We start from the raw sequence: 21,378 nt of genomic DNA on the forward strand, positions 1-21,378 counted from the left end.
CGCGACCCGAATTTAACATCTGGCGAGCAACCGAGTCTGGAGTCATGAGCAAGCGGTGGAATGTGGCGGTTTTGGGTGCGACTGGCCTGGTCGGCGGCAACATGCTGTCGATCCTGGAACAGCGCAACTTCCCGGTGGGCGAGATCTATCCCCTGGCGAGCGCCAAATCCGTCGGCAAAACCATTCGCTTCAAAGGAAAGGACGTGCCGGTGCTGGATGTCGAAACGTTCGACTTCAGCAAGGCCCAGGTCGGCCTGTTCTCGGCCGGCGCCAGCGTTTCCAAGGTGCATGCGGTGCGTGCCGGCCAGGCCGGCTGCGTGGTGGTCGACAACACCTCGCAGTTCCGCTACCAGGACGACATCCCGCTGGTGGTCAGCGAGGTCAATCCGCACGCCATCGCCGGCTACAAGAAGCACAACATCATCGCCAACCCGAACTGCTCGACCATGCAGATGTTGGTGGCGCTGAAGCCGCTGCACGATGCGGCCGGCATCGAGCGTATCAACGTGGCGACCTACCAGTCCGTGTCCGGCGGTGGCCAGAAGGCCATCGACGAGCTGCAGTCGCAGACCGAGACCCTGCTCAAGGGCGGCACCGTGACCCCCAAGGTCATCGCCAAGCAGATCGCGTTCAACTGCGTGCCGCAGATCGACGTGTTCCTGGACAACGGCTACACCAAGGAAGAAATGAAGATGTACTGGGAGACCCAGAAGATCTTCGAGGACCAGAGCATCAAGGTGAATGCCACCGCGGTGCGGGTCGGCGTGTTCGTGGGCCATTCCGAGGCGGTCAACATCGAAACCCGGCGCAAGCTGGGCGAGGCCGAAGCCAGGGAATTGCTCAGCAAGGCGCCTGGGGTGGTGCTGATGGACGAACGCAAGCCGGGCGGGTATCCCACCCCGGCGACCGAGGCGGCCGGGACCGATCCGGTGTTCGTGGGACGCATCCGGGAAGATCTCAGTCACGACCGGGGTCTAAATTTGTGGATTGTGTCCGATAACGTTCGCAAGGGAGCAGCGTTAAATAGCGTTCAAATCGCCGAGATTTTGGTGAAAGAGTATTTGTAAGCTATAGTTGCGCGCCTAAAGTCATGAAGCACATGAGCTTTTTGGGGGCTTTTCATGTCTTCATGACGCCAGGCGCGCTGGTCATCTGTAGCACGGGCACTTTCCATAAGGTCGTTGCATAAGACCTTGAGCAGGCTGCCCCACATCGCCTAGAGGATGGCTTCGGGACACGTACCGGGAGAGCTGATGAGAAGACACCTGCCGCGCCTGCTGCTGACGGGCGCACTGCTGTCCCCTGTGACGCTGTATGCGCTGGGTCTGGGGGAGATCCGCCTCAATTCCGCCCTGAACCAGCCTTTCGACGCGGAAATCGAGCTGCTGTCGCCGACTCCGGAGGAGTTGGGTAGCCTCAAGGTCACGCTCGCCAGTCAGGACGTGTTCTCACGCTATGGCATCGACCGGCCGCAGTACCTGACCAACTTCGATTTCGCAGTCAGCCGCAGCCGCGACGGCAAAGCCACCATCAAGGTGACTTCCAACCGTTCGGTCACCGAGCCGTACGTGACGCTGCTGGTCGAGGCGAGCTGGGCGCGTGGCCGCCTGGTCCGCGAGTACACCGTGCTGCTCGATCCGCCGGTGTTCATGCCGTCGCAGGAAACGCCTGCTCCGGTCACGACGCCGCAGTCGGCAACGACGGCGGAAGGCCGCATCGAGCGTGCTCCGGCGCCCGCGCCGGTGCCGGCTCCGGCTGCCACGCCGCGTCCGACGCCCGTGCCCGAGCCCGCTCCCACGCAGGCTCGCAGCGAACAGCCCGAGGATCAGCAGATCATCGCGGCGCCGGGTACCGAATACATCGTCCAGCGCAACGACACGCTGTCTAAGATCGCCGCCGCGACCAATCCCGGTCCGCGTCGTGTGAACAACCAGACGATGATCGCGTTGTTCCGCGCCAACCCGCAGGCGTTCAGCGGCAACAACATCAATCGGCTGCGCGCCGGCAGCGTGCTGCGCATTCCTGAATTGTCCGAGATCGAAGCGATTTCGACGGATGAGGCTTCCGCCGAAGTGGCGCGGCAGACGGCGGAGTGGGCCGGCGGCATGGTGGCCGATACTGCGCCGACGAGCGATCGCCTGCGATTGGTGACGCCGCAAGAAACGCCGACGCCGCCGACGCCCGCTCCCGTTCAGCAACAGGCCGCGCAGCCCTCGCAGTCCGCCCCGGCCCCGGCCGCGTCGACTTCGCAGGATCGCCGCCTGGAAGTTGAAAGCTCGTCTCTGGCACAGGCACAGCAGAACGTCGACTCGACGCCGGCTCAGCCGGTCGGGGAGACGCTGCCGACCGAAGCTCAGGCGCCGATCGAGCAGACGCCGAGCGAGCCGGTTGCGGCAGCCGAAGAACCTGTCGCCGCCGAGCCGGCTCCGCAGGAGCGGCCGACGCCTGCAACTCCGCCGCCGGCTCCCGAGCCGACGCTGATGGAGCGGCTGAACGAGTACTGGTGGCTGGTGATCGCGCTTGGCCTGGCGGTCGTGATCGGTGCGATGGCTGTGTTCATCCGCCGCCGTCGCGAGAGCGAGGAAGATGCGCTCGACGATCTGTCGACGCTGAACTTCGAGCCGCCCTCGGCGCGGCCGGCCCGCGCGCTCGCGCCGTCCAGCAAGGGTGGTCGTGCCGATGCGTTCCTCGTCGAAGGCGAGGACGACGCGGGCCTGGTGAAGACCAACCTCGACGAAGACCTGGACTTCGAGCCGACCGCGCGTCGCGAACCGGCTCAGCCGAGTGGCTTCGATGCTGGTGTCGCAGCAGCAGCGGCGGCGCCTGCTGTGGACCACGGGGCCGACGATACGTTGAGCAGCGAATCCGCGGTTCGCTTCGACCAGCAGGACGCGCTGGCCGAGGCCGATTTCCACATGGCCTATGGCCTGTACGACCAGGCGGCGGACCTGGTGAAGATCGCCATCGATCGCGAGCCGGGTCGCCGCGACCTGAAACTCAAACTGCTGGAGATCTACTTTGTCTGGGGCAACAAGGATCTGTTCCTCGACACCGCGCGCGATCTGTACGAGACGCGCGACGATGCCCCGCAGGGCGAGTGGGACAAGGTCCTGATCATGGGCAAGCAGATCGCCCCCGAGAACGACATGTTCAAGGGCGAGGGCGGTCACGTCGACCTGGTGGATGTGAACCTCGAAGGCGGCGAGAACCGCGTCGACGTCGACTTGTTCGCCGAGCCTTCGGAAGATGGGCGGCAGGGGCTCGATCTGGAATTCGCCAGCGGCGAGCGTCCGGGACCGAACGACGCGACGCAGGTCGCGAGCGGTCTCGACTTCCTGCTCGACGAGCCGAACGATGACGATACGCAGGAACAGCGCACGCGCGAAGTCGACGCGCTGTCCCGCACGCAGGAAACGCCCACGATCGAATCGCCGATGATCGACCGCACCTCGCAGACCGTGCGCGAGAAGGTCGATAGTGCCCTGTTCAGCAAGAACGGCAGCACGGGCGACACGGCGGAACTGTCCATCGACGATCTGGGCCTGGACGAGCAGTCGCTCGACGAAGGCCGCGCGCTGGAAGACACGACGTCGCTCGACAAGGACACGATCGAAGACGTGCGGCCGCTGCGTGACGACGAAATGACGCAGCTGGCGCCGTCGCTCAGCAGTTTCGATCGCACCATGGAGGCGCCGCGAGTCGCGCAGCGCTTCGACGGTGACATCGAGAGCACCGGCACGATCTATATCGATCAGGTGGATCTCACTGGCGGCGGCGACACGGCCGAGCATCCGCGTCCGGACGTGGACGCGACGGCGTCGATGAAGAAGCCGCTGGCCATGACGGACATCGATCTCGACCTGGATCAACTGAGCAGCGGACCGGTCAACTCGGAAACCATCAGCAGGCCGCGCGAGTCTGACGACATCTTCTCGAGCGATGTCTTCGGCGACAGCACGCAGGAAGTGGCACGCGGCGTCGACCTCGACGTTGGCGATCCGTTGTCCTCGGCCGATGACAACGAGCCCACGCAGCGCCAGTCGCTGGTCACCGAAATGGAGTTGTCGGAGCTGGAGCCGGTCACCATGAGCGAGGTGGGCACCAAGCTCGACCTGGCTCGCGCCTACATGGACATGGGTGATCCGGACGGCGCCCGCAGCATCCTCGATGAGGTGCTGTCGGAAGGTAATCCGAGCCAGAAGCAGGAAGCGCAGCGGTTGATGGATTCGATTCGCTAAGTTACTTGCGCTTCGCGCTGGTGCGCTTCGCGTTGCCGCGCTTCGCGCGGTTTTGGGAGGGCGTCGGTGGCTCGCGCCTGCCGGAAAGGGGGTGCCTCCTCCCGGCACCGCGCACCCGCCGCGCCTGCGCTGTCGCGTTGCTTGTACGTACGTGTAGCGCTTGCTGAAAAACGTCCCTGTTTTTCAACATGCCGGGAGGAGGCACCCCCTTCCCGGCAGGCGCCGATAACACAGTGGGCTTTGATGGCGTGGCGATAATCGCGCGGCAGCGCCAGACTCGGAATCCGTTTTCTTCCTTGCCAAACCTCTCTGAATGCCCCGAATCGCCCTAGGCCTCGAATACGACGGTAGCTGCTTCGCCGGGTGGCAGTCGCAAGACCACGCGCGCGGTGTGCAGAGCGTGGTGGAAGAGGGGCTCTCTGTCGTAGCTAATGAAAAGATCGAAGTCGTCGCGGCGGGTCGAACCGACGCGGGAGTGCACGCGGCCATGCAGGTCGTCCACTTCGACACGACGGCGAATCGCACGGAGCGTTCATGGATGCTCGGCGCCGTGGCGAACATGCCGAATCAAGTGAGCGTACTTTGGGCTCGAGAAGTCCCGGAAGGCTTCCACGCGCGTTACTCAGCGCTCGCGCGACGTTATAGATACGTCATCCTGAATCGCATCGCGCGTCCGGCGCTCAATGCGGATCGCGTGGCGTGGGTGCGGTTTCCTTTGGACGAAAATCGGATGCACGAGGCCGCGCAGCACTTGGTCGGAGAGCACGACTTCTCGTCATTTCGCGCCGCTCAGTGCCAGTCACGCACGCCGATGCGCAAGATGTACGAGATCGCAGTGAAGAGGCACGGTGAGTTGGTGGAGCTGACGGTCTGCGCCAATGCGTTCTTGCATCACATGGTGCGGAATATCGCGGGTGTGCTGATTGCCATTGGCACCGGCGAGCGGCCGGTGGATTGGGCGGCGCAGGTGCTGGCGTACAAGGATCGGAGGCTGGGAGGAGTGACGGCGGTGCCGGGCGGCTTGTACCTGGCGGGCATCCGCTACGCGCCGGCCTTGAACCTGCCCAGCGAGCCGGAATTCACCGTGCTGGCCCCAACGGAACCCATGAATGCCCGATCTCCCTGAATCCGGCCTGTTATCGGCAACTTGCCGGCCGGTTCGGGACCAAGTATAGATGCCCTCCCAATAAGCTCAGGATCGGGCATCCTGCCACGACCTTCGCGCTGCTCAGGAAAAAACGCGGTTTTTTCCTCGCAGCCGCTGCCTGTGGCGGCGGGGCACATCCCTGTGCCCAAGGGTGGTCGATTCATGCCTCGTGGTTGGGTGCAGACCGATGGAAAACTCTTAAGGAAATTCAGGCTGTCGTTATGACCTGGTTCGAAAAAATCATGCCTTCGCGGATCAAGACCGAGCGCCGCACGCGTTCGGTGCCCGAAGGCCTGTGGATGAAGTGTTCGGCGTGCGACGCGGTGCTGTACCGCGCCGAGCTGGAGCGCAATCTGCACGTCTGCCCGAAGTGCGGCCATCACATGCGCATCCAGGCGCGCGACCGGCTGGAGGCGTTCCTCGATCCGGAAGGGCAGGTGGAGCTGGCGGACAACATCGGGCCGGAAGATCCGCTGAAGTTTCGCGACACCAAGAAATATCGCGACCGCCTGCAGGCCGCGCAGAAGACCACCCAGGAGAAGGACGCGCTCATCGTCATGGCCGGCACGGTGCTGGGCGAGCCCGTGGTTGCGTGCGCGTTCGAGTTCACGTTCCTCGGCGGCTCGATGGGTTCGGCCGTAGGCGAGCGTTTCGTGCGTGCGGTTGAGCATTGCCTGGAGCATCGCATGCCGCTCGTTTGTTTCTCCGCGAGCGGAGGCGCGCGCATGCAGGAAGCGTTGTTGTCGCTGCTGCAAATGGCGAAGACCAGCGCGGCGCTGGCGCGGATGGCGAAGGCGCGGCTGCCGTACATTTCGGTGCTGACCGATCCGACCACCGGTGGCGTGTCCGCGAGTCTCGCGATGCTGGGCGATGTGAACATCGGTGAGCCCAAGGCGTTGATCGGCTTTGCCGGTGCACGCGTCATTCAGCAAACCGTGCGCGAAACCCTGCCTGAGGGGTTCCAGCGCAGCGAGTTCCTGCTGGAGAAGGGCGCGCTGGACATGATCGTCGATCGCCGCGATATGCGCGAGCGCATCGCAGGTTTGATCTCCATCTTCATGCACAAGCCGGCGCCGCAGCCGAAAGTCGCGGCGGCGTAATCACGAAGCGGTTGGCGGTTAGCGGTTGGTCAAGAGCGCGACAGATTGCTGAACTGATCACTAACCGCTAACCGCCAACCGCCAACCGCTGCCCCCCATCCTCCGCAACCGCTGACCTCTCTCGATGAGACCCCTGGCCGATTGGCTGCGCTGGCAGGAAACCCTGCATCCGAGCACGATTGACCTCGGCCTCGAACGCATGCGCCGCACGCTCGAGCGTCTTGAATGGCGGCAGCCTGCGTGTCCTGTCATCACGGTCGCGGGGACCAATGGCAAGGGGTCGACTGTCGCGCTCACATCGCGGATCCTGCGCGCGGCCGGTTATCGCGTCGGCACGTTCACCTCGCCACACCTGGTCCGATACAACGAGCGCATCATCATCGACGGGCGCGAAGTCTCCGACGCGTCACTGGTTGCTGCCTTCGAGCGCATCGATGAGGCGCGGGGCGACGACACGCTGACATTCTTCGAGTTCAACACGCTGGCCGCGCTGCTGGTGTTCGATACCGCATGCCTCGATGCCATCGTGCTCGAAGTAGGTCTCGGCGGCCGGCTCGATAGCGTCAATGCCGTGGATGCCGACGTGGCCGTGGTTACGTCGATTGCACTCGATCATTGCGATTGGCTGGGATCGGACCTGGAAAGCATCGGCCGCGAGAAGGCGGGTATCTTCCGCGCGGGCAAGCCTGCAATTTTCGGCGCGCGCGAGATGCCGGCCTCGATTGCGGCGGCGGCACAGGATTTGGGCGCGCCGCTGTATCGTCTCGGCCAGGACTTTGATTGGCAGCGCGACGGCGAACGTTGGTCCTGGCAAGGCCGCGCGACGAAGTACGAGAACCTGCCGCGGCCCGCGCTTCACGGCGAGCTGCAATTCGACAACGCGTCGTCCGTACTGTGCGCGTTGGAATGCTTGGCCGAGCGACTGCCGATTACGCGCGCGACTATCGAGCAAGGGCTGGAGAATGTGACATTGCCGGGACGCTTCCAGGTGATCCGGCGAGCGCAGCCCGATGTCGAATGGATTCTCGATGTGGCACACAACCCCGCCGCGGCGGGCGCGCTCGCAGGACAACTTGCGGCGCGTCCCACGAACGGACGCACCATCGCCGTATGCGGCATTCTTGGCGACAAGGACATCGACGGCATCGCGAGCGCGCTGCGTGGCTCGTTCGATTCGTGGATCATCGTCGGACTTCAGAGCGCGCGTGCCGTGCCGGTCGACGCGTTGGCGCCGCGGCTTGCCAACTTGGACGCGACTGTCGCCACGACTGCGCTCGACGTCAGTGCCGGCTGCGACATAGCGCAGAAGATGGCGCGCGCAGGCGATCGCATCGTCGTGTTCGGCTCGTTCCTTACGGTGGGTCCCGCGCTGGAGTGGTTGCAAGCGGGAAGTTGCGCGATTCAGGGTTAAGTTCCGTGTCCCTGCGCGCCCGCGCCTCTTATACTTCGCGCCGTGGAACGCCCTGTCAAAGAACGCCTGATCGGTGCAGCTGTGCTGATGGCTGCGGCCATCATCCTGATTCCCGAGATGCTCTCGGGACCCAGCCGCGACTCCGATGAACAGCAGGCCAGAACTGCCGCAAGCGGCGAGGGTGCGGGCGAGAGCTCGATCAAGACCTACACCATCGATTTGAGCCAGGCGTCGGGCACCCAGCCACCGAAGGCGACTCCGATCGAATCCCTCGCCGACAATCGCGCGCCGCCGCCGGAAGCGGTACCGCCGGTGGAAACGCCCGAGCCGGCTGAACAGCCGCCCGCTCAGGCTTTCCCTGAATCGCAGCCGACCACGCCGTCGGTTATGGCGGCAACGCCGAAGCCCGAGCCGCGCGCCGAAACGCCGAGCCAGGCGGCGACTCAGTCCGAGCGCGCGGAGACGCCACCGCCGGCCAAACCGCCGACCCAGGTTCAGCCGGAACCGAAGAAACCGGAGCCGCGCGCCGTTGCTTCCGCGCAGACCGCCCCCACATCGCAGGTCCCGGCAGGTAAGGGTTGGGTGGTCCAATTGGGCAGCTATTCCAGCCAGGCGACCGCGCAGCGGCTCGCGAACGAATGGCGCGCGAAAGGGCAGAGCGCCTTCGTCATGCCGGTGTCCACGGGGGGTAAAACCCTGTACCGAGTACGCATCGGCCCCAGCAAGGATCGCGCCGGTGCCGAGGCGGCGCTCAAGGTGGTGAAGGCCAGCGTGCCGAATGCGGCAGTGGTAACGCATCCGTGAGGCATTCGGGTCGCACGAGTGTGCACCGTCCGTTGTTTCCAGATGGCGCGGCGCTGCTAGAATCCGCGCGCCCCAACCCCCGAGGCCGTAAATCCTTGCTGCGCTTATGAATGGTGCTGACTACCTGATTCTCGGCGTACTGCTTCTTTCGATGCTTCTGGGGGTAGCCCGCGGGTTCGTCCGCGAGGCCATTGGCGTGCTTTCCTGGTTGGGCGGTTTGTGGCTCGCCTGGCGTTATGCTCATGTGCTGGAGCCGCTGCTGGCCGGCAGGGTCGGCGATCCGCCGGTGAGCACGTGGGCGGCCCGCACGCTGATCGTGCTGGCGGTGCTGGTGACCGGCTGGATACTCGCCGGCATTCTCGGTTATGTGCTGCGGCATTCGGGCCTCAGCATCATGGTCGACCGCCTGCTCGGGCTGGTGATTGGATTCGTGCGCGGCGCGGTGGTGGTCGCGGTGTTCGTACTGTTGGGCGAGTTCGTGCAGCTCACCCAGACCAGCTGGTGGAAGGGCTCGCGGCTGATGCCGTATGCCTCCGAAGCGGCGGGCTGGCTGCAGTCATTTGCGGAGACGGGCATGAATGAGCTGGAGAAGCAGGCTCGGCCCAATTCACTTTCGAATCGTTCAGCGTTGAACTTGCAGCCCGCGCCGGCATTCATATCGGCATCCATGGTTCACACCATGCGGGCTCACACCACGCGCGGGGCGGTTGCGGCCCGAGCGTCTTTTGCGGGAGTCTGAGCATGTGCGGCATCGTTGGCATCGTCGGGCACAGCCCGGTCAATCAACAGCTCTACGACGCGCTCACGGTCTTGCAACACCGTGGTCAGGATGCCGCGGGCATCATGACCTACGAGAACGGCGAGCTGTTCATGCGCAAGAAGACTGGCCTGGTGCGCGATGTCTTCCAGGCACAGCACATGCTGCAACTGAAAGGCAATGTCGGCATCGGTCACGTGCGGTATCCCACCGCGGGTTGTGACAGCGCCTCCGAAGCGCAGCCCTTCTTCGTCAATTCTCCCTACGGCATCTGCCTCGGCCACAACGGCAACCTCACCAACACCGCCGAGCTCGCTGAAGTCCTCACGCGTGAGGACCTGCGTCATCTCAACACCTCTTCGGATTCCGAGGTGCTGCTGAATGTGCTGGCGAGCGAGCTGTCCCGAGTGAAGACGCCGCGCGCGTCGGCCGCAGACATTTTCTCGGCGCTAAGCACCGTCTATCGCCGTATCCGTGGTGGGTTCGCCGTCGTTTCGATGATCGTGGGCCACGGTCTGCTTGGCTTCCGCGATCCGCACGGCATTCGTCCGCTCGTACTCGGCAAGCGTGAATCGCCGCAGGGCCCCGAGTACATGCTGGCGTCCGAGAGCGTTGCCCTCGACATGCTGGGCTTTACGCTCGAACGTGACGTGGGCCCGGGCGAGGCGGTGTTCATCGACGAGCACGGCCGCTTCTATTCGCAGCAGTGCGCGCCAGCCGCCAAACACACGCCGTGTATTTTCGAGTACGTTTATTTCGCGCGGCCCGACTCGAAGATGGACAACATCTCCGTGCACAAGGCGCGGTTGCGCATGGGCGATCTGCTCGCGGAAAAGATCAGGCGAGTCTGGCCGGATCACGACATCGACGTGGTCATTCCGATTCCCGACACGAGCCGCACCGCTGCCGTACAGGTCGCGCAGTTGCTTGGCGTTAAATACCGCGAAGGGTTCGTGAAGAATCGCTACATCGGCCGTACTTTCATCATGCCGGGGCAGGAGCAGCGTAAGAAGTCCGTGCGTTCCAAGCTCAATGTCATCGATCTGGAATTCCGCGGCAAGAACGTGCTGCTGATCGATGACTCCATCGTGCGTGGCACGACCTCCGCGCAGATCATCGATCTGGCGCGCGAGGCCGGTGCTCGCCGCGTCTACTTCGCATCGGCTGCGCCGCCGGTGCGCTTCGCCAACGTTTACGGTATCGACATGCCGACGGCTTCGGAGCTGGTCGCCAGCAACAAGACCGAAGAGGAAGTCGCCAAGGCCATCGGCGCGGACCGGCTCATCTATCAGGATCTGGACGACCTGGTGCGCGCATGCCTACACCACGATTCGCAGATCGAGCAGTTCGATACGTCCTGCTTCTCGGGCGAGTACGTCACTGGCGACATCACGCCTGCATACCTCGCGCGCCTGGAAGAAGAGCGTTCCGATCAGGCCAAGGCCAATCGGCGCTTGCGTGGCTCGCTGAAAGCCATTCGCGCGGTGTGATTGCGGGCTCGACCGGCACGATGAGCTGACGTCATGGCTCTGCCTGCCGGTCCCGCAACTCGACCTCTTGCCGCGGCGTCTACCAGCCTCGCGCCGCGGCTCCTGATCATCACGGATCACACCGAGCTGGCTCGCGCGCTCGAGCATCACATCTCCATTGTCTGGCCCGATGCTGAGTGCCGCGTCCATGCGCCTTTGATTTCCGGCCGGCTGCATTCTGCTTTCACTGCCGTGGGCTACGACGCGGTGTTGCTCGATGATCGCGGCGAGCGTGGCCGCGGCGAGGAATGGCTGGAGAACTTTCAACATCGCAGCGGCTTTCCGCCGGTGATCTATCTGGCGCCCGGCGACGATCCCGCACTGGCGGTGCGTGTCGTGGAGCGTGGTGCTGTGGACTGCGTAATTCGCGAGCGGATCGATCACCGCCGTCTGGCGAGCGCGCTGCGCGATGCCGTTCAGCGTCGCCGTCAGGAGCTGGCGCTGTGGCGTACCAGCTCACAGGCGGAGCAGCTGTCGCGCTTCGGGCCGGTGAAGATTCTCGGGCATCGCTTCGTGCGTGAGCTTGCCATCGGCGGCACGTCGATGGTGTATCTCGCGGAGAGCGAGCGGGCTGGCGAGATGGTGGTATTGAAAGTGCTCAGGGATGCGCCCGAAACTGGCGACCAGTACACGCAGTTCTCGCGCTTCCTGCAGGAGTACGAGCTGATCTCGAAGATTCGTCATCCCAACGTGGTTCGCATCTTCGATCTGGGCATCGCGGACGATCACGCATACATCGCCATGGAATATTTCCCGCGCGGCGATTTGCGCGGCCGGATTGCGAAGGGCATCGAGCCGCGGCTGGCATTGCAATATCTGTCGCAGATGGCGGCGGCGCTGCAAGTCGTCCACGAAGTGGGCGTGCTGCATCGGGACCTGAAGCCGGGCAACATCATGGAACGCAGCGACGGCTCTTTGGCCTTGATCGACTTCGGCCTGGCCAAGCACACCGAGGTCAATGCGGACATGACCGCCGCGGGCGAAATCTTCGGCACGCCCTACTACATGAGTCCCGAGCAGGGACATGGTCAGGAGCTGGACGAGCGCAGCGATCTATACAGTCTTGGAGTGATATTCCACGAGATGCTCACAGGCAAGAAACCGTTCCTGGCACCGACGCCCATGGGCGTCATCTATCTGCACGGCAATGCGCCGCGCCCGGCGTTGAGTGCGGAGTTGAGCGAGTATCAGCCGTTGTTGGATAAGTTGATCGCCATCGAACCCGCGGAACGTTGTGCGTCTGCTCGTGAGTTGCTGAGCGAGGTTGCACAGATGGAAGCGGTGTCCGCATGAACGCTGTCACTTCCGAGCGTAAGACCGCGTCCGCGGGCGGCGATGTGCTGCTCGCCGCGACGCCGATGCGTTGGTACGAAGTCGCTCGCGAGCGCTGGCGCGAGCTGCTGGTCGATCACGCCAATTGTGAAAAGAAGGCGGCGTCTACCGCGCTGAGCCTGATCTTCTCCTATCCGGAAGACATGGCGCTGACCGACAAGCTTTCGCGACTGGCGCGCGAAGAGCTGCGTCATTTCGAGCAAGTGCAGAAGCTGATGCAGGAGCTGGGCGTGTCGTTCGTTCGTATGCAGCCGTCGCGTTACGCGGAAGGGCTGCGGTCGGCCATCAATCGCTCCGAGCCGGCGAGGCTGCTGGACCTGTTGCTCTGTGGCGCGCTCATAGAAGCGCGTTCATGTGAGCGATTCGAGGGGCTGGTGCCGCTGCTGTCGGAGCCGCTGCGCGGTTTCTACAGCGGCCTGGCGGTGTCGGAAGCGAGGCATCAAGGATTGTATCTGCGCCTGGCCGAGCAGCGAGCAGGTGACATCGATTGGCGCGCACGTTTCCACCAACTCGCCGAGATCGAAGCCGATCTCGCCACGTCACCCGACCCGCAGTTCCGCTTTCATTCCGGTCTGCCGGCGTCGAGTGAAGCCTAGCTACGGCGCATTCCGGCCAACTCGAAGCCGCGCTCGTTCCACCTCAACACGCTTCCTTGCTCGTACCAATCGCCTAGTACGATCCTCGTCGCTACGCGATCAGCGCCGACCGGCACTTGATGGACCGCGGGCCTATGCGTGTGCCCGTGCACGATCACGTCCGCGTGTTCGGCTTCGAACGTCTTGCGAACCGCATCCTGGTTCACATCCATGATCTGCGGCTTGTGACGATCCATGGACTCGATGTGCGCTTTGCTCCCCGCGCGCATGCGGGCGGCGATGTGCTGGCGCCGCGCCAGCGATAGCCGTCTCAGAATGAACTGCACGAACGGATTGCGCACGATCTTCCGCAGGCGCTGATAGTCGGGATCGTCGATACACAAAGTATCGCCGTGCATGAGCAGCACTCGCTTGCCGTACAACTCGATCGGCGTGCCGTCGGCCAGCAGTTGCACGCCGGTGTCGGCTGCGAAACGGCGACCGATCAGAAAGTCACGATTGCCGTGAATGAAATAAACCGGCACGCCGCCGCGGGTCAGCGAGCGCAGCGCGTCGATGACTCGCCGCTTGTCCGGATCGGGATCGTCGTCCCCGATCCATGCCTCGAACAGATCGCCGAGGATGTAGAGCGCCCGCGCGTGCCGGGCCTCGCCCGCGAGGAAGTCCAGGAACTGCGCCGTGATGTCGGGCCGCTCGCCGTCGAGATGCAGGTCGGAAATGAACAGCGTCGTCCCAGACATCCCGCCAGGGCTGCCGCTCGAGGACGGGCTCGCGGCCCCACCGCTCATTGCAGTACTTCGACTCGCTTGATGATGATGGGCTGCAGCGGCGCGTCGCGATCGAAAGGCCCGACGTTGCCGGTGGCCACCGCGCCGATGTCATCGACCACATTCATGCCTTCGACGACCTGGCCGAACACCGTATATCCCCAGCGGCTGGGCTGCGGATCGAGCGCGGCGTTGTCGACCAGATTCACGTAGAACTGGGCCGTACCGCTGTGCGCCTCGCCAGTGCGCGCCAGGCCCACGGTCCCGCGGCGGTTCGAGAGGCCGTTGCCGGACTCGTTCGGGATGCCGCTGCGGGTCGGTTTCTCGACATAGCTGGTGTCATAACCGCCGCCCTGGACCACGAAATTGCCGATCACGCGATGGAACACGGTGTTGGTGTAGTGGCCGGCTTTCACATATTCGAGGAACGAGGCCACTGTCAGCGGCGCGCGTTGGGGATTGAGCTCGATGACGAAGCTGCCCAGAGTGGTCTCGACCCGGACGCGAGGCTCCGCGGAGGCGAGCGCCGAGAAACCGAGCATCAGGGCCGCCGACAGGGCGAGAAAGCGGAAAAGTCCGTGCATGCGCATGAATGACCCCGTGGAGTGAGGCCAGCGATCTTAGCAAAGCGAGCAGGCGCTGGCCGACGCGGGGGCTGCAGGGCTGGCGAGGGGCCGATTCTTCAGGGCGCGCGTACAGCGCCGGCAACGGCAGCCGTATAGAATGCGCGGCCACCAGGAAGCAACGATAGATGCCTTCAGATTCGCAAGACTTGCTCGTTACGCGCTTCGCCCCCAGCCCCACCGGGCTGCTGCACCTGGGCAATGCCCGCACCGCGCTGCTGAACTACCTGGCGGCTCGCAAAGCCGGCGGGCGCTTCATCCTGCGCATCGAGGACACCGACGAGGCGCGTTCCAGCGAAGATTTCATGACCGCGCTGTTCGCCGACCTGCACTGGCTGGGGCTGGAGTGGGACGAGGGGCCCGATATCGGTGGCCCGCACGCCAGTTACCGCCAGCAGGAACGCCGCGCCATCTACGACGAATGGCTGTCGCGTTTGGACGCGGCCGGTCTGACCTATCCCTGCTTCTGCACGCCCGCCGAGCTGAATATCTCGCGCAAACGGCAGCTCGCGGCGGGCCAGCCGCCACGTTATGCGGGCACGTGCCGCAATTTGACGCAGGAAGAGCGCGCTGAGCGCCTGGCCCGAGGATTGCCGTCGGCATTGCGTTTTCGGGTGCCGCAGGGACAGACCGTGTCGTTTGTCGACCTCGTGCACGGCGAGCAGCGCTTCAACAGCGATGACATCGGGGACTTCATCATCCGCCGCACCGATGGCAGCACTGCGTTCTTCTTCTCGAACGCGGTCGATGATGCGCTGATGGGCGTGACCCTGGTTTTGCGTGGCGACGATCATATGACCAACACGCCTCGCCAGATCCTCCTTCTCCAGGCGCTGGCCCTGCCGATCCCGCAGTACGCGCACGTCGCGTTGCTGCTGGGCATGGACGGCGCGCCGCTATCGAAACGTCATGGCGATACCAGCCTGCGCGAGTTGCGTGAGCGCGGCTATCTGCCGGGCGCGTTGCGTAATCACCTGGCTCGCCTGGGGCACTCCTGCGTGACCGACGGCTGGCTGGACGAGAAGGCGCTGATCGCCGAATTCGATTTGACGCGCCTGGGCCGCGCCGCGGCCAAGTTCGATTACGCGCAGTTGCGTCATTGGCAGAAAGAGGCCGTCGCGCATCTATCGACCGAGGAGTTCGTGAAGTGGATCGCGCCGGAGTTGCCGCCTGGCCTCGACGCCCAGAAGCAGGTGGAGTTCGTCACCGTCGTGCGCGGCAATATCGAGCTGCCTGCGGATGCGAGGGCCTGGGTCAAGGTAGTGTTCGGCAAGCTGGACGAATTCGAACCGGCCGCGCTCGCGGCGATTCGCGAGGCAGGCGAGGGCTTTTTCACCGAGGCACTGCAGGTGATTGGCCAGCCTGGCGCCGAGTTCAAGCCAGCGGTGAAAGCGCTGGGGCAGGCGACGGGCAAGAAGGGGCCCGGGCTGTTCATGCCCTTGCGTGCGGCTTTGACGGGCTTTACTCACGGTCCCGAGCTGGCACCCATGCTCGCGCTGCTGCCGGCCGCCGAAATCCAGGCGCGCCTGGAGCATGCTCGCAGGCTCGCGGTCTGACACAATCCGGCTATGCAAATCTTCAATTCACTGACGGGTCGCAAGGAAGAGCTCCGCACCCACGAGCCGGGTGTCGTGCGCATGTATGTGTGCGGCGATACCGTTTACGACTTCTGCCACATCGGCCATGCGCGCTCCAAGGTCGCGTTCGACATCGTGCGCCGCTATCTGGAGTATCGCGGCTATCGCGTGACGTTCGTTCGAAACATCACCGACATCGACGACAAGATCATCAAGCGCGCCGCCGAGAACGGCGAGAGCATCCAGTCGCTGACCGATCGTTTCACCAGGTACATGCACGAGGACTACGACCGCCTCGGCATTCTTCGGCCCACGCACGAGCCCAAGGCCACGGAACACATCCCCGGCATCATCGCAATGACGCAACAGCTCATCGACAAGGGCTATGCCTACGTCGCGAGCAATGGCGACGTGTTGTATTCGGTGTCGAAGTTCGAGGGCTACGGCAAGCTGTCGGGACGCAGCCTGGAGGATCTGCGCGCCGGTGCTCGTGTCGCCGTCGACGAGGCCAAGCATGATCCGGCCGATTTCGTGCTGTGGAAGCGCGCCAAGCCCGGCGAGCCGTTCTGGCCCTCGCCGTGGGGCGATGGCCGGCCCGGCTGGCACATCGAATGCTCGGCGATGTCGCTCGATCTGCTCGGCTCGCACTTCGATATTCACGGCGGCGGCATGGATTTGAAGTTCCCGCATCACGAGAACGAGATCGCGCAATCGTGCGCGGCCACCGGCGATACGTTCGCGACGGTGTGGATGCACAACGGCTTCGTGAATGTCGATGACGAGAAGATGTCCAAGTCGCTGGGCAATTTCTTCCGGATTCGCGACGTGCTCGATTCGGGTCACTTGCGCGATCCGGAGGTGCTGCGCTTCTTCCTCGTTTCCAGCCATTATCGCGGGCCGATCAACTATTCGCTGGTGCAGATCGAGCAGGCCGACGCGGCGTTGGGCAGGTTGTACACCGCGCTGCGCGATGTCACGCCCGCAGCCACCGTGCAACCGAGCGACGCGACGCGACGCTTCGAAGCCGCCATGGACGACGATTTCAATACGCCCGAAGCCATCGCGGTGTTACAAACCCTGGCCACGGATCTCAATCGAGCCAAGAGCGCCGGTGACACGGCGACCGCCGCCGCGCTCGCGGCCGAACTGAAGTCGCTGGGCGGCGTGCTCGGGTTGTTGCAGTTGGCTCCGGAAGAATTCCTGCGCAAGAGCGCGGGGGCTTCCACCCTGAGCGATGCCGACATCGAACGTTTGATCGCCGAGCGCAAAGCCGCCCGCGCCGCCCGCAATTTCAAAGAAGCGGATCGGGTCCGTCAGCAACTTTCGGATGCCGGCGTGATACTGGAAGACAAGCCCGACGGGACCACCGCCTGGCGCCGCAGCTGAGCCCCGGTCGATCCCCGCTCGACGCTGATTTTCCGGCCGCGGAGCCCGGCCGGAATCCTCTTGAAGCCCTCCTGACCAGCCCTATATAGCCCTCGCGGTTGCCGCATCCGGGGCCGCGACATCGCATATTGCTCATCGGAGGATATGGTCATGAGAACTGCATTCGATTTTTCCCCCCTGTTTCGTTCCACCGTCGGCTTCGATCGCGTTTTCGACCTGCTCGACAACGCCAGCCGGGTATCGAGCGTCGATAACTGGCCGCCCTACGACATCATCAAGACGGGCGAGGACACCTACCGCGTCACGCTCGCGGTCGCCGGCTTCAGCGAGAACGAGCTGAGCGTCACCCAGGAGCGCAACCTGCTGGTGGTGAGCGGCGAGAAGGCTGCGAACGAGAATACTCAGTATTTGCATCGTGGCATCGCCGGCCGTTCGTTCCAGCGCCGCTTCGAGCTGGCGGATCACGTGCGCGTGGTCGGCGCCAACCTCACGAACGGTTTGCTGACTGTCGAGCTGAAGCGTGAGATCCCCGAGGCGATGAAGCCCCGCCGGATCGACATCAAGTCCGACATCAGCCTGCCCCAGGCCGAACCGAAGGCCGAGACGGTGCAGATCGAGTCGGGCGCCAAGGCTGCCTGATTCGATCCGGTCGCTACGATCGAGCCGCGGCGCCGGTGATTCCGGCGCCGGCGGTGTAGTCACTGCATAGGAGTAACTTCGCGCTTGGTACATCCGGGTGAGAACCTATTTGGGAGAGAACAATGAGTGTCCGTGATTTGATCCCGTGGCGTCGGGGCAATGAACAGACGCCGACCGTGTATCGCGATGCAGACCGCAATCCGTTTCTCGCGCTACACCGTGAAATGAATCGCTTGTTCGATGACGCCTTCCGCGGTTTCGATTCACGTTGGCCCGCTCTCGGATCGGTCTTCTCCGACCGTGGTGGCTGGCCCAGCATGGAGATCGCCGAGACCGACAAGGAATGGAAGATCAGCGCTGAAATGCCGGGCATGGACGAGAAGGACATCGAAATCCTGGTGGACGATGACACGCTCACCGTGCGCGGCGAGAAGCGCTCGGAGGTCGACGACAGGGACAAGCAGTTTTCCGAACGCTATTACGGCCGCTTCGAGCGCCGCGTGGCGCTGCCGCCCGATGTGGAAACGGACCGGGCCCAGGCCAGGTTCAGCAAGGGCGTGCTGACCGTGACTCTGCCCAAGACAGAGACGGCCAGATCACGCGTCAAGCGCATCGCGATCAGCAACTGATCGTTTCAGTCGAGCCGCGGCGCTGGAGAGTCCAGCGCCGTCGGCATTCCATTCCATCCCTGCGGCTCTTGTCGCTCATGCCGCCGCTACGGCTTTCTCAGCCGCAGCGTCTCTTGATCCGAAAGGCATGTGGATCTGTGTGGCGAGGCATTCGTCGAACGCGGCGCGCAGGTACTCGTAGCTCTTGTTGATCGCCGACTCGATCTTGGCGATCTCTCGTCGTTGTGCGCGATGACCAATGAGCATCGCGATAATCTCCAATGCTTCCCACGGGTGCGTGTCGTCGTAGTGCGCGTGAACGCGTAGCCACTTCATCGCCGGCTTGCGCACATCCTCGGGAAAACCGCGCTCGTAAACAGGCGAGCTGCAGACGAAAGCTGCCCATTCGCCAGTGGCGCCTTCGATTGCAAAATTCGTGGCCGCCATGGCGACTGCCAGGGGATCACGCTCGCAGGTGTGCCAACACCAGTGACTGAGTGCATCGGCGGAGCTGCAGCGCCAGCCGAACAGCAGATCGTCGCGCTGCATGCCGTGGCCGTGCGACCAATCGATCCAGTACTCGACGTGGTTCTGCTCCACGCGAATGTTCCGGATCAGGTATTTCCTGGCCATCGCGTGGGCCGTACCCAACTCGTACTGCACCTTGAGCAGGTTCATCGCCATGTACTGCGGAAACTGCTCGATCACTGGCCAGGAGCTGGCGAGGAACTTGCGCATGGCCGCTGGCGGTAACACGCCTGCGTGCATCTGCTGAAAGATTTCGTGCCCCACGACCGCGTGTTTCGCATCGCTGCACGCGGCGACGACGTCCTGCAGCCAGTGAGGGTAGCTCGCCAGCTCCATCAGTGCCCCGGTCCTGACAAACGGCCTGTCCATCTCGACACTGTCCATGTCGATGCCCTCCATGGTGGCATTGCCCTTGATCGAATCATGCTGGCGATTCATCCCCCGTGCATGCCGCGACATCGAGGAATCGCCGTCCCGGCACGCGTTGCGCTTTGTTTTATCTCGCAGTTGCATCGGGTCACGCAACGCCCGCTGCAGCAGTGACAGAGTTGTGATGTTGCGCCGGAGAATGGGGATCGCGCGTGAGGCGTTCAACGGACCTTCGGCAGGCAGTCGGCCGCATGCCGGTGGCTACCCATCTGATCGGCGTCGCGCGGCCTGGCGGGCGCGTTGCGTTCGCCCAGAATTCGTAACTCTACCTACGTACGACTATCCCAGGTACGATCTCGGCTGCCAGCCGGAGGCTGCTGGAACTCGCGCGAAAAAACGTACGTTCACGTAGAGGACCGAACAGCCCTATGTCGCAAGCACCCACCACCGCCTCGCTTTGGACGAATGCATCGCTGCCGGATTTTCCGGCATTGGCGCGAGACATCGATGTGGACGTGCTGGTGGTTGGCGCGGGCATCACCGGCATCACCACCGCCTATCTGCTGCTCCAGGAAGGTGTGCAGGTTGCTTTGATCGACCGGGAGAAAATTGCATGCGGGGACTCGGCCCGGACGACCGCGCACCTCACCTATGTCACCGACGAGCGCTTGCACCAACTGGTCAGTCGATTCGGTACTGACGCGGCGCGTAAATTCTGGGAAGCGGGCGCGATCGCGATCGATACCATCGAACGCATCGTCGAGGAGCATGGCCACGACGCCGAGTTCGTGCGGGTGCCGGGAACGTTGCATGCCCGCATCGGCCAGGAGCCGAGCCGCAAGGAGATCGAAGCGCTGGGCAAGGATGCGGAGCTGGCGCAATCGTTTGGATTCGACGCGACCTTCGTCGAGAGCACAGTCTACGGCCGCATGCCCGGTGTGCGTTTCGCTCAACAGGCCAAGTTCCATCCGCGCAAATATCTCGATTGTCTGTTGACCGAGATCCAGCAGCGCGGCGGACTGGTGTTCGAGAACACGGTGATGAAGTCGGTCGAGGACGGCGGTCCGAACCTCATGACCGTGCGCGCCAACAAAAGCAGGATTCGTTGCAAGTACCTGGTCATCGCCACTCACAATCCGCTGATGGGCAAGAAGGGCCCGCTGACCGCCAGCTTGTTTCAGACCAAGCTGGCGCTGTACACCAGCTACGTGCTGGGCGCGCGCCTGCCGCTCGGAACGGTGCCGGAAGGCTTGTATTGGGATACCCATGATCCCTACGAGTACCTGCGCATCGAGGAGCGTGACAATCATCAGTACGCGGTGTTCGGCGGCGAGGACGTGAAAACCGGTCAGGAACGCGACGCCGAAGCAGTGTTCGAAAGGTTGAGTCAGCGACTGAAAGAGTTGCTGCCGCAGGCGGAGATACAACGGCGCTGGTTGGGGCAAGTAGTCGAGACCGACGACGGCATGCCTTATATCGGCGAGAACGAGGACCGCGAGTTCATCGCCACCGGTTTCGCCGGCAATGGCTATACGCTCGGCACGCTGGGTGCGCTCATGGCCCGGGACAAGTTTCTGGGCCGCGGCAATCCCTGGTGCAGCCTGTTGGCGGTCAACCGTTCTCCGTTCCACGGCGGAACCTGGCGCTACGTGCAAGAGAACATCGACTACCCTTATTACTTCCTGCGCGATCGTCTGCGCCGCGCGGAAGCCGACTCGGTGGATCGAGTCGGGCAGAACGAGGGCAGGATCGTCAGCCACGCAGGCAAGAAAGTCGCCGCGTATCGCGATGACGCCGGTCAACTGACGTTGTTGGCGCCTCAATGCACTCATCTGAAGTGTCTGGTCAAATGGAACAGCGCCGATCGCACTTGGGATTGTCCTTGCCATGGCTCTCGCTTTCGTCCCACCGGCGAGGTGCTGAGCGGACCCGCGGAACAGCCGTTGCAGCGGCTGCATGAGTAGCGC

Annotated in this window: 18 protein-coding genes; 15 read left to right on the forward strand and 3 right to left on the reverse strand. The window is 63.7% G+C overall.

Annotated elements, in window-relative coordinates; all coding sequences use genetic code 11:
- Positions 1-44: 44 nt before the first annotated feature.
- The 10 genes from VGE08_RS05680 (at position 45) to VGE08_RS05725 (ending at position 12,914) form a co-directional block, all read left to right on the forward strand.
- Positions 45-1,067 (forward strand): aspartate-semialdehyde dehydrogenase, encoded by a 1,023-nt coding sequence (locus tag VGE08_RS05680; RefSeq protein ID WP_331066880.1) that lies wholly within the window; start codon positions 45-47, stop codon positions 1,065-1,067.
- Between the two features lie 186 nt (positions 1,068-1,253).
- Entirely contained in the window at positions 1,254-4,238 is a 2,985-nt protein-coding gene (locus VGE08_RS05685; RefSeq protein WP_331066881.1) for a FimV/HubP family polar landmark protein, read from the forward strand.
- Between the two features lie 313 nt (positions 4,239-4,551).
- The gene (gene truA / locus VGE08_RS05690) at positions 4,552-5,364 is read left to right on the forward strand and encodes a tRNA pseudouridine(38-40) synthase TruA (protein WP_331066882.1); all 813 of its coding nucleotides are present in this window, start codon (positions 4,552-4,554) and stop codon (positions 5,362-5,364) included.
- Positions 5,365-5,606: 242 nt separating this feature from the next.
- Positions 5,607-6,485: an acetyl-CoA carboxylase, carboxyltransferase subunit beta gene (gene accD, locus VGE08_RS05695; RefSeq protein ID WP_331066883.1), complete on the forward strand. Its 879-nt coding sequence runs from the start codon at positions 5,607-5,609 to the stop codon at positions 6,483-6,485.
- A 124-nt stretch (positions 6,486-6,609) separates the two neighbouring features.
- Positions 6,610-7,896: a bifunctional tetrahydrofolate synthase/dihydrofolate synthase gene (folC, locus tag VGE08_RS05700; protein ID WP_331066884.1), complete on the forward strand. Its 1,287-nt coding sequence runs from the start codon at positions 6,610-6,612 to the stop codon at positions 7,894-7,896.
- 42 nt (positions 7,897-7,938) lie between these two features.
- A complete protein-coding gene (locus tag VGE08_RS05705; protein WP_331066885.1) occupies positions 7,939-8,700 on the forward strand; it encodes an SPOR domain-containing protein in 762 nt (253 codons plus the stop codon).
- A 106-nt stretch (positions 8,701-8,806) separates the two neighbouring features.
- Positions 8,807-9,439, forward strand: coding sequence for a CvpA family protein (locus tag VGE08_RS05710; protein WP_331066886.1), 633 nt, complete (start codon positions 8,807-8,809; stop codon positions 9,437-9,439).
- Positions 9,440-9,441: 2 nt separating this feature from the next.
- Entirely contained in the window at positions 9,442-10,947 is a 1,506-nt protein-coding gene (gene purF, locus VGE08_RS05715; protein ID WP_331066887.1) for an amidophosphoribosyltransferase, read from the forward strand.
- Between the two features lie 33 nt (positions 10,948-10,980).
- Complete coding sequence (locus tag VGE08_RS05720; RefSeq protein ID WP_331066888.1) at positions 10,981-12,279, forward strand: serine/threonine-protein kinase; 1,299 nt, start codon at positions 10,981-10,983, stop codon at positions 12,277-12,279.
- Positions 12,276-12,914, forward strand: a complete 639-nt coding sequence (locus VGE08_RS05725) for a tRNA-(ms[2]io[6]A)-hydroxylase (protein WP_331066889.1) — start codon at positions 12,276-12,278, stop codon at positions 12,912-12,914. The genes VGE08_RS05720 and VGE08_RS05725 overlap by 4 nt, the downstream gene beginning before the upstream one ends.
- On the opposite strand, the gene VGE08_RS05730 is transcribed toward VGE08_RS05725, so the two are convergent.
- A complete protein-coding gene (locus tag VGE08_RS05730) occupies positions 12,911-13,702 on the reverse strand; it encodes a UDP-2,3-diacylglucosamine diphosphatase (protein ID WP_331066890.1) in 792 nt (263 codons plus the stop codon). The genes VGE08_RS05725 and VGE08_RS05730 overlap by 4 nt on opposite strands.
- Entirely contained in the window at positions 13,699-14,265 is a 567-nt protein-coding gene (locus VGE08_RS05735) for a peptidylprolyl isomerase (RefSeq protein WP_331066891.1), read from the reverse strand. The genes VGE08_RS05730 and VGE08_RS05735 overlap by 4 nt, the downstream gene beginning before the upstream one ends.
- 167 nt (positions 14,266-14,432) lie before the next feature.
- On the opposite strand from VGE08_RS05735, the gene gltX reads away from it, so the two are divergent.
- From gltX to VGE08_RS05755, 4 genes are all read left to right on the forward strand, one after another.
- A complete protein-coding gene (gene gltX, locus VGE08_RS05740; RefSeq protein WP_331066892.1) occupies positions 14,433-15,860 on the forward strand; it encodes a glutamate--tRNA ligase in 1,428 nt (475 codons plus the stop codon).
- 12 nt (positions 15,861-15,872) lie between these two features.
- The gene (cysS, locus tag VGE08_RS05745; protein WP_331066893.1) at positions 15,873-17,267 is read left to right on the forward strand and encodes a cysteine--tRNA ligase; all 1,395 of its coding nucleotides are present in this window, start codon (positions 15,873-15,875) and stop codon (positions 17,265-17,267) included.
- Positions 17,268-17,417: 150 nt separating this feature from the next.
- Positions 17,418-17,906: an Hsp20 family protein gene (locus VGE08_RS05750; RefSeq protein ID WP_349258636.1), complete on the forward strand. Its 489-nt coding sequence runs from the start codon at positions 17,418-17,420 to the stop codon at positions 17,904-17,906.
- Between the two features lie 122 nt (positions 17,907-18,028).
- Positions 18,029-18,535, forward strand: coding sequence for an Hsp20/alpha crystallin family protein (locus VGE08_RS05755; protein ID WP_331066894.1), 507 nt, complete (start codon positions 18,029-18,031; stop codon positions 18,533-18,535).
- Between the two features lie 75 nt (positions 18,536-18,610).
- On the opposite strand, the gene VGE08_RS05760 is transcribed toward VGE08_RS05755, so the two are convergent.
- Positions 18,611-19,411, reverse strand: coding sequence for a TenA family transcriptional regulator (locus VGE08_RS05760; protein WP_414717463.1), 801 nt, complete (start codon positions 19,409-19,411; stop codon positions 18,611-18,613).
- Between the two features lie 428 nt (positions 19,412-19,839).
- On the opposite strand from VGE08_RS05760, the gene VGE08_RS05765 reads away from it, so the two are divergent.
- Complete coding sequence (locus VGE08_RS05765; RefSeq protein WP_331066896.1) at positions 19,840-21,375, forward strand: FAD-dependent oxidoreductase; 1,536 nt, start codon at positions 19,840-19,842, stop codon at positions 21,373-21,375.
- The last annotated feature ends 3 nt before the right edge of the window (positions 21,376-21,378 follow it).

The organism is Steroidobacter sp., assembly GCF_036406195.1.
GTDB lineage: Bacteria > Pseudomonadota > Gammaproteobacteria > Steroidobacterales > Steroidobacteraceae > Steroidobacter.

Excerpts from the sequence above, each read along its gene's own strand:
- VGE08_RS05680 (WP_331066880.1), top strand. The coding sequence starts at position 45 with ATGAGCAAGCGGTGGAATGTGGCGGTTTTGGGTGCGACTGGCCTGGTC.
- VGE08_RS05685 (WP_331066881.1), top strand. The coding sequence starts at position 1,254 with ATGAGAAGACACCTGCCGCGCCTGCTGCTGACGGGCGCACTGCTGTCC.
- truA (WP_331066882.1), top strand. The coding sequence starts at position 4,552 with ATGCCCCGAATCGCCCTAGGCCTCGAATACGACGGTAGCTGCTTCGCC.
- accD (WP_331066883.1), top strand. The coding sequence starts at position 5,607 with ATGACCTGGTTCGAAAAAATCATGCCTTCGCGGATCAAGACCGAGCGC.
- folC (WP_331066884.1), top strand. The coding sequence starts at position 6,610 with ATGAGACCCCTGGCCGATTGGCTGCGCTGGCAGGAAACCCTGCATCCG.
- VGE08_RS05710 (WP_331066886.1), top strand. The coding sequence starts at position 8,807 with ATGAATGGTGCTGACTACCTGATTCTCGGCGTACTGCTTCTTTCGATG.
- purF (WP_331066887.1), top strand. The coding sequence starts at position 9,442 with ATGTGCGGCATCGTTGGCATCGTCGGGCACAGCCCGGTCAATCAACAG.
- VGE08_RS05720 (WP_331066888.1), top strand. The coding sequence starts at position 10,981 with ATGGCTCTGCCTGCCGGTCCCGCAACTCGACCTCTTGCCGCGGCGTCT.
- VGE08_RS05725 (WP_331066889.1), top strand. The coding sequence starts at position 12,276 with ATGAACGCTGTCACTTCCGAGCGTAAGACCGCGTCCGCGGGCGGCGAT.
- VGE08_RS05730 (WP_331066890.1), bottom strand. The coding sequence starts at position 13,702 with ATGAGCGGTGGGGCCGCGAGCCCGTCCTCGAGCGGCAGCCCTGGCGGG.
- VGE08_RS05735 (WP_331066891.1), bottom strand. The coding sequence starts at position 14,265 with ATGCACGGACTTTTCCGCTTTCTCGCCCTGTCGGCGGCCCTGATGCTC.
- gltX (WP_331066892.1), top strand. The coding sequence starts at position 14,433 with ATGCCTTCAGATTCGCAAGACTTGCTCGTTACGCGCTTCGCCCCCAGC.
- cysS (WP_331066893.1), top strand. The coding sequence starts at position 15,873 with ATGCAAATCTTCAATTCACTGACGGGTCGCAAGGAAGAGCTCCGCACC.
- VGE08_RS05750 (WP_349258636.1), top strand. The coding sequence starts at position 17,418 with ATGAGAACTGCATTCGATTTTTCCCCCCTGTTTCGTTCCACCGTCGGC.
- VGE08_RS05755 (WP_331066894.1), top strand. The coding sequence starts at position 18,029 with ATGAGTGTCCGTGATTTGATCCCGTGGCGTCGGGGCAATGAACAGACG.
- VGE08_RS05760 (WP_414717463.1), bottom strand. The coding sequence starts at position 19,411 with ATGGACAGGCCGTTTGTCAGGACCGGGGCACTGATGGAGCTGGCGAGC.
- VGE08_RS05765 (WP_331066896.1), top strand. The coding sequence starts at position 19,840 with ATGTCGCAAGCACCCACCACCGCCTCGCTTTGGACGAATGCATCGCTG.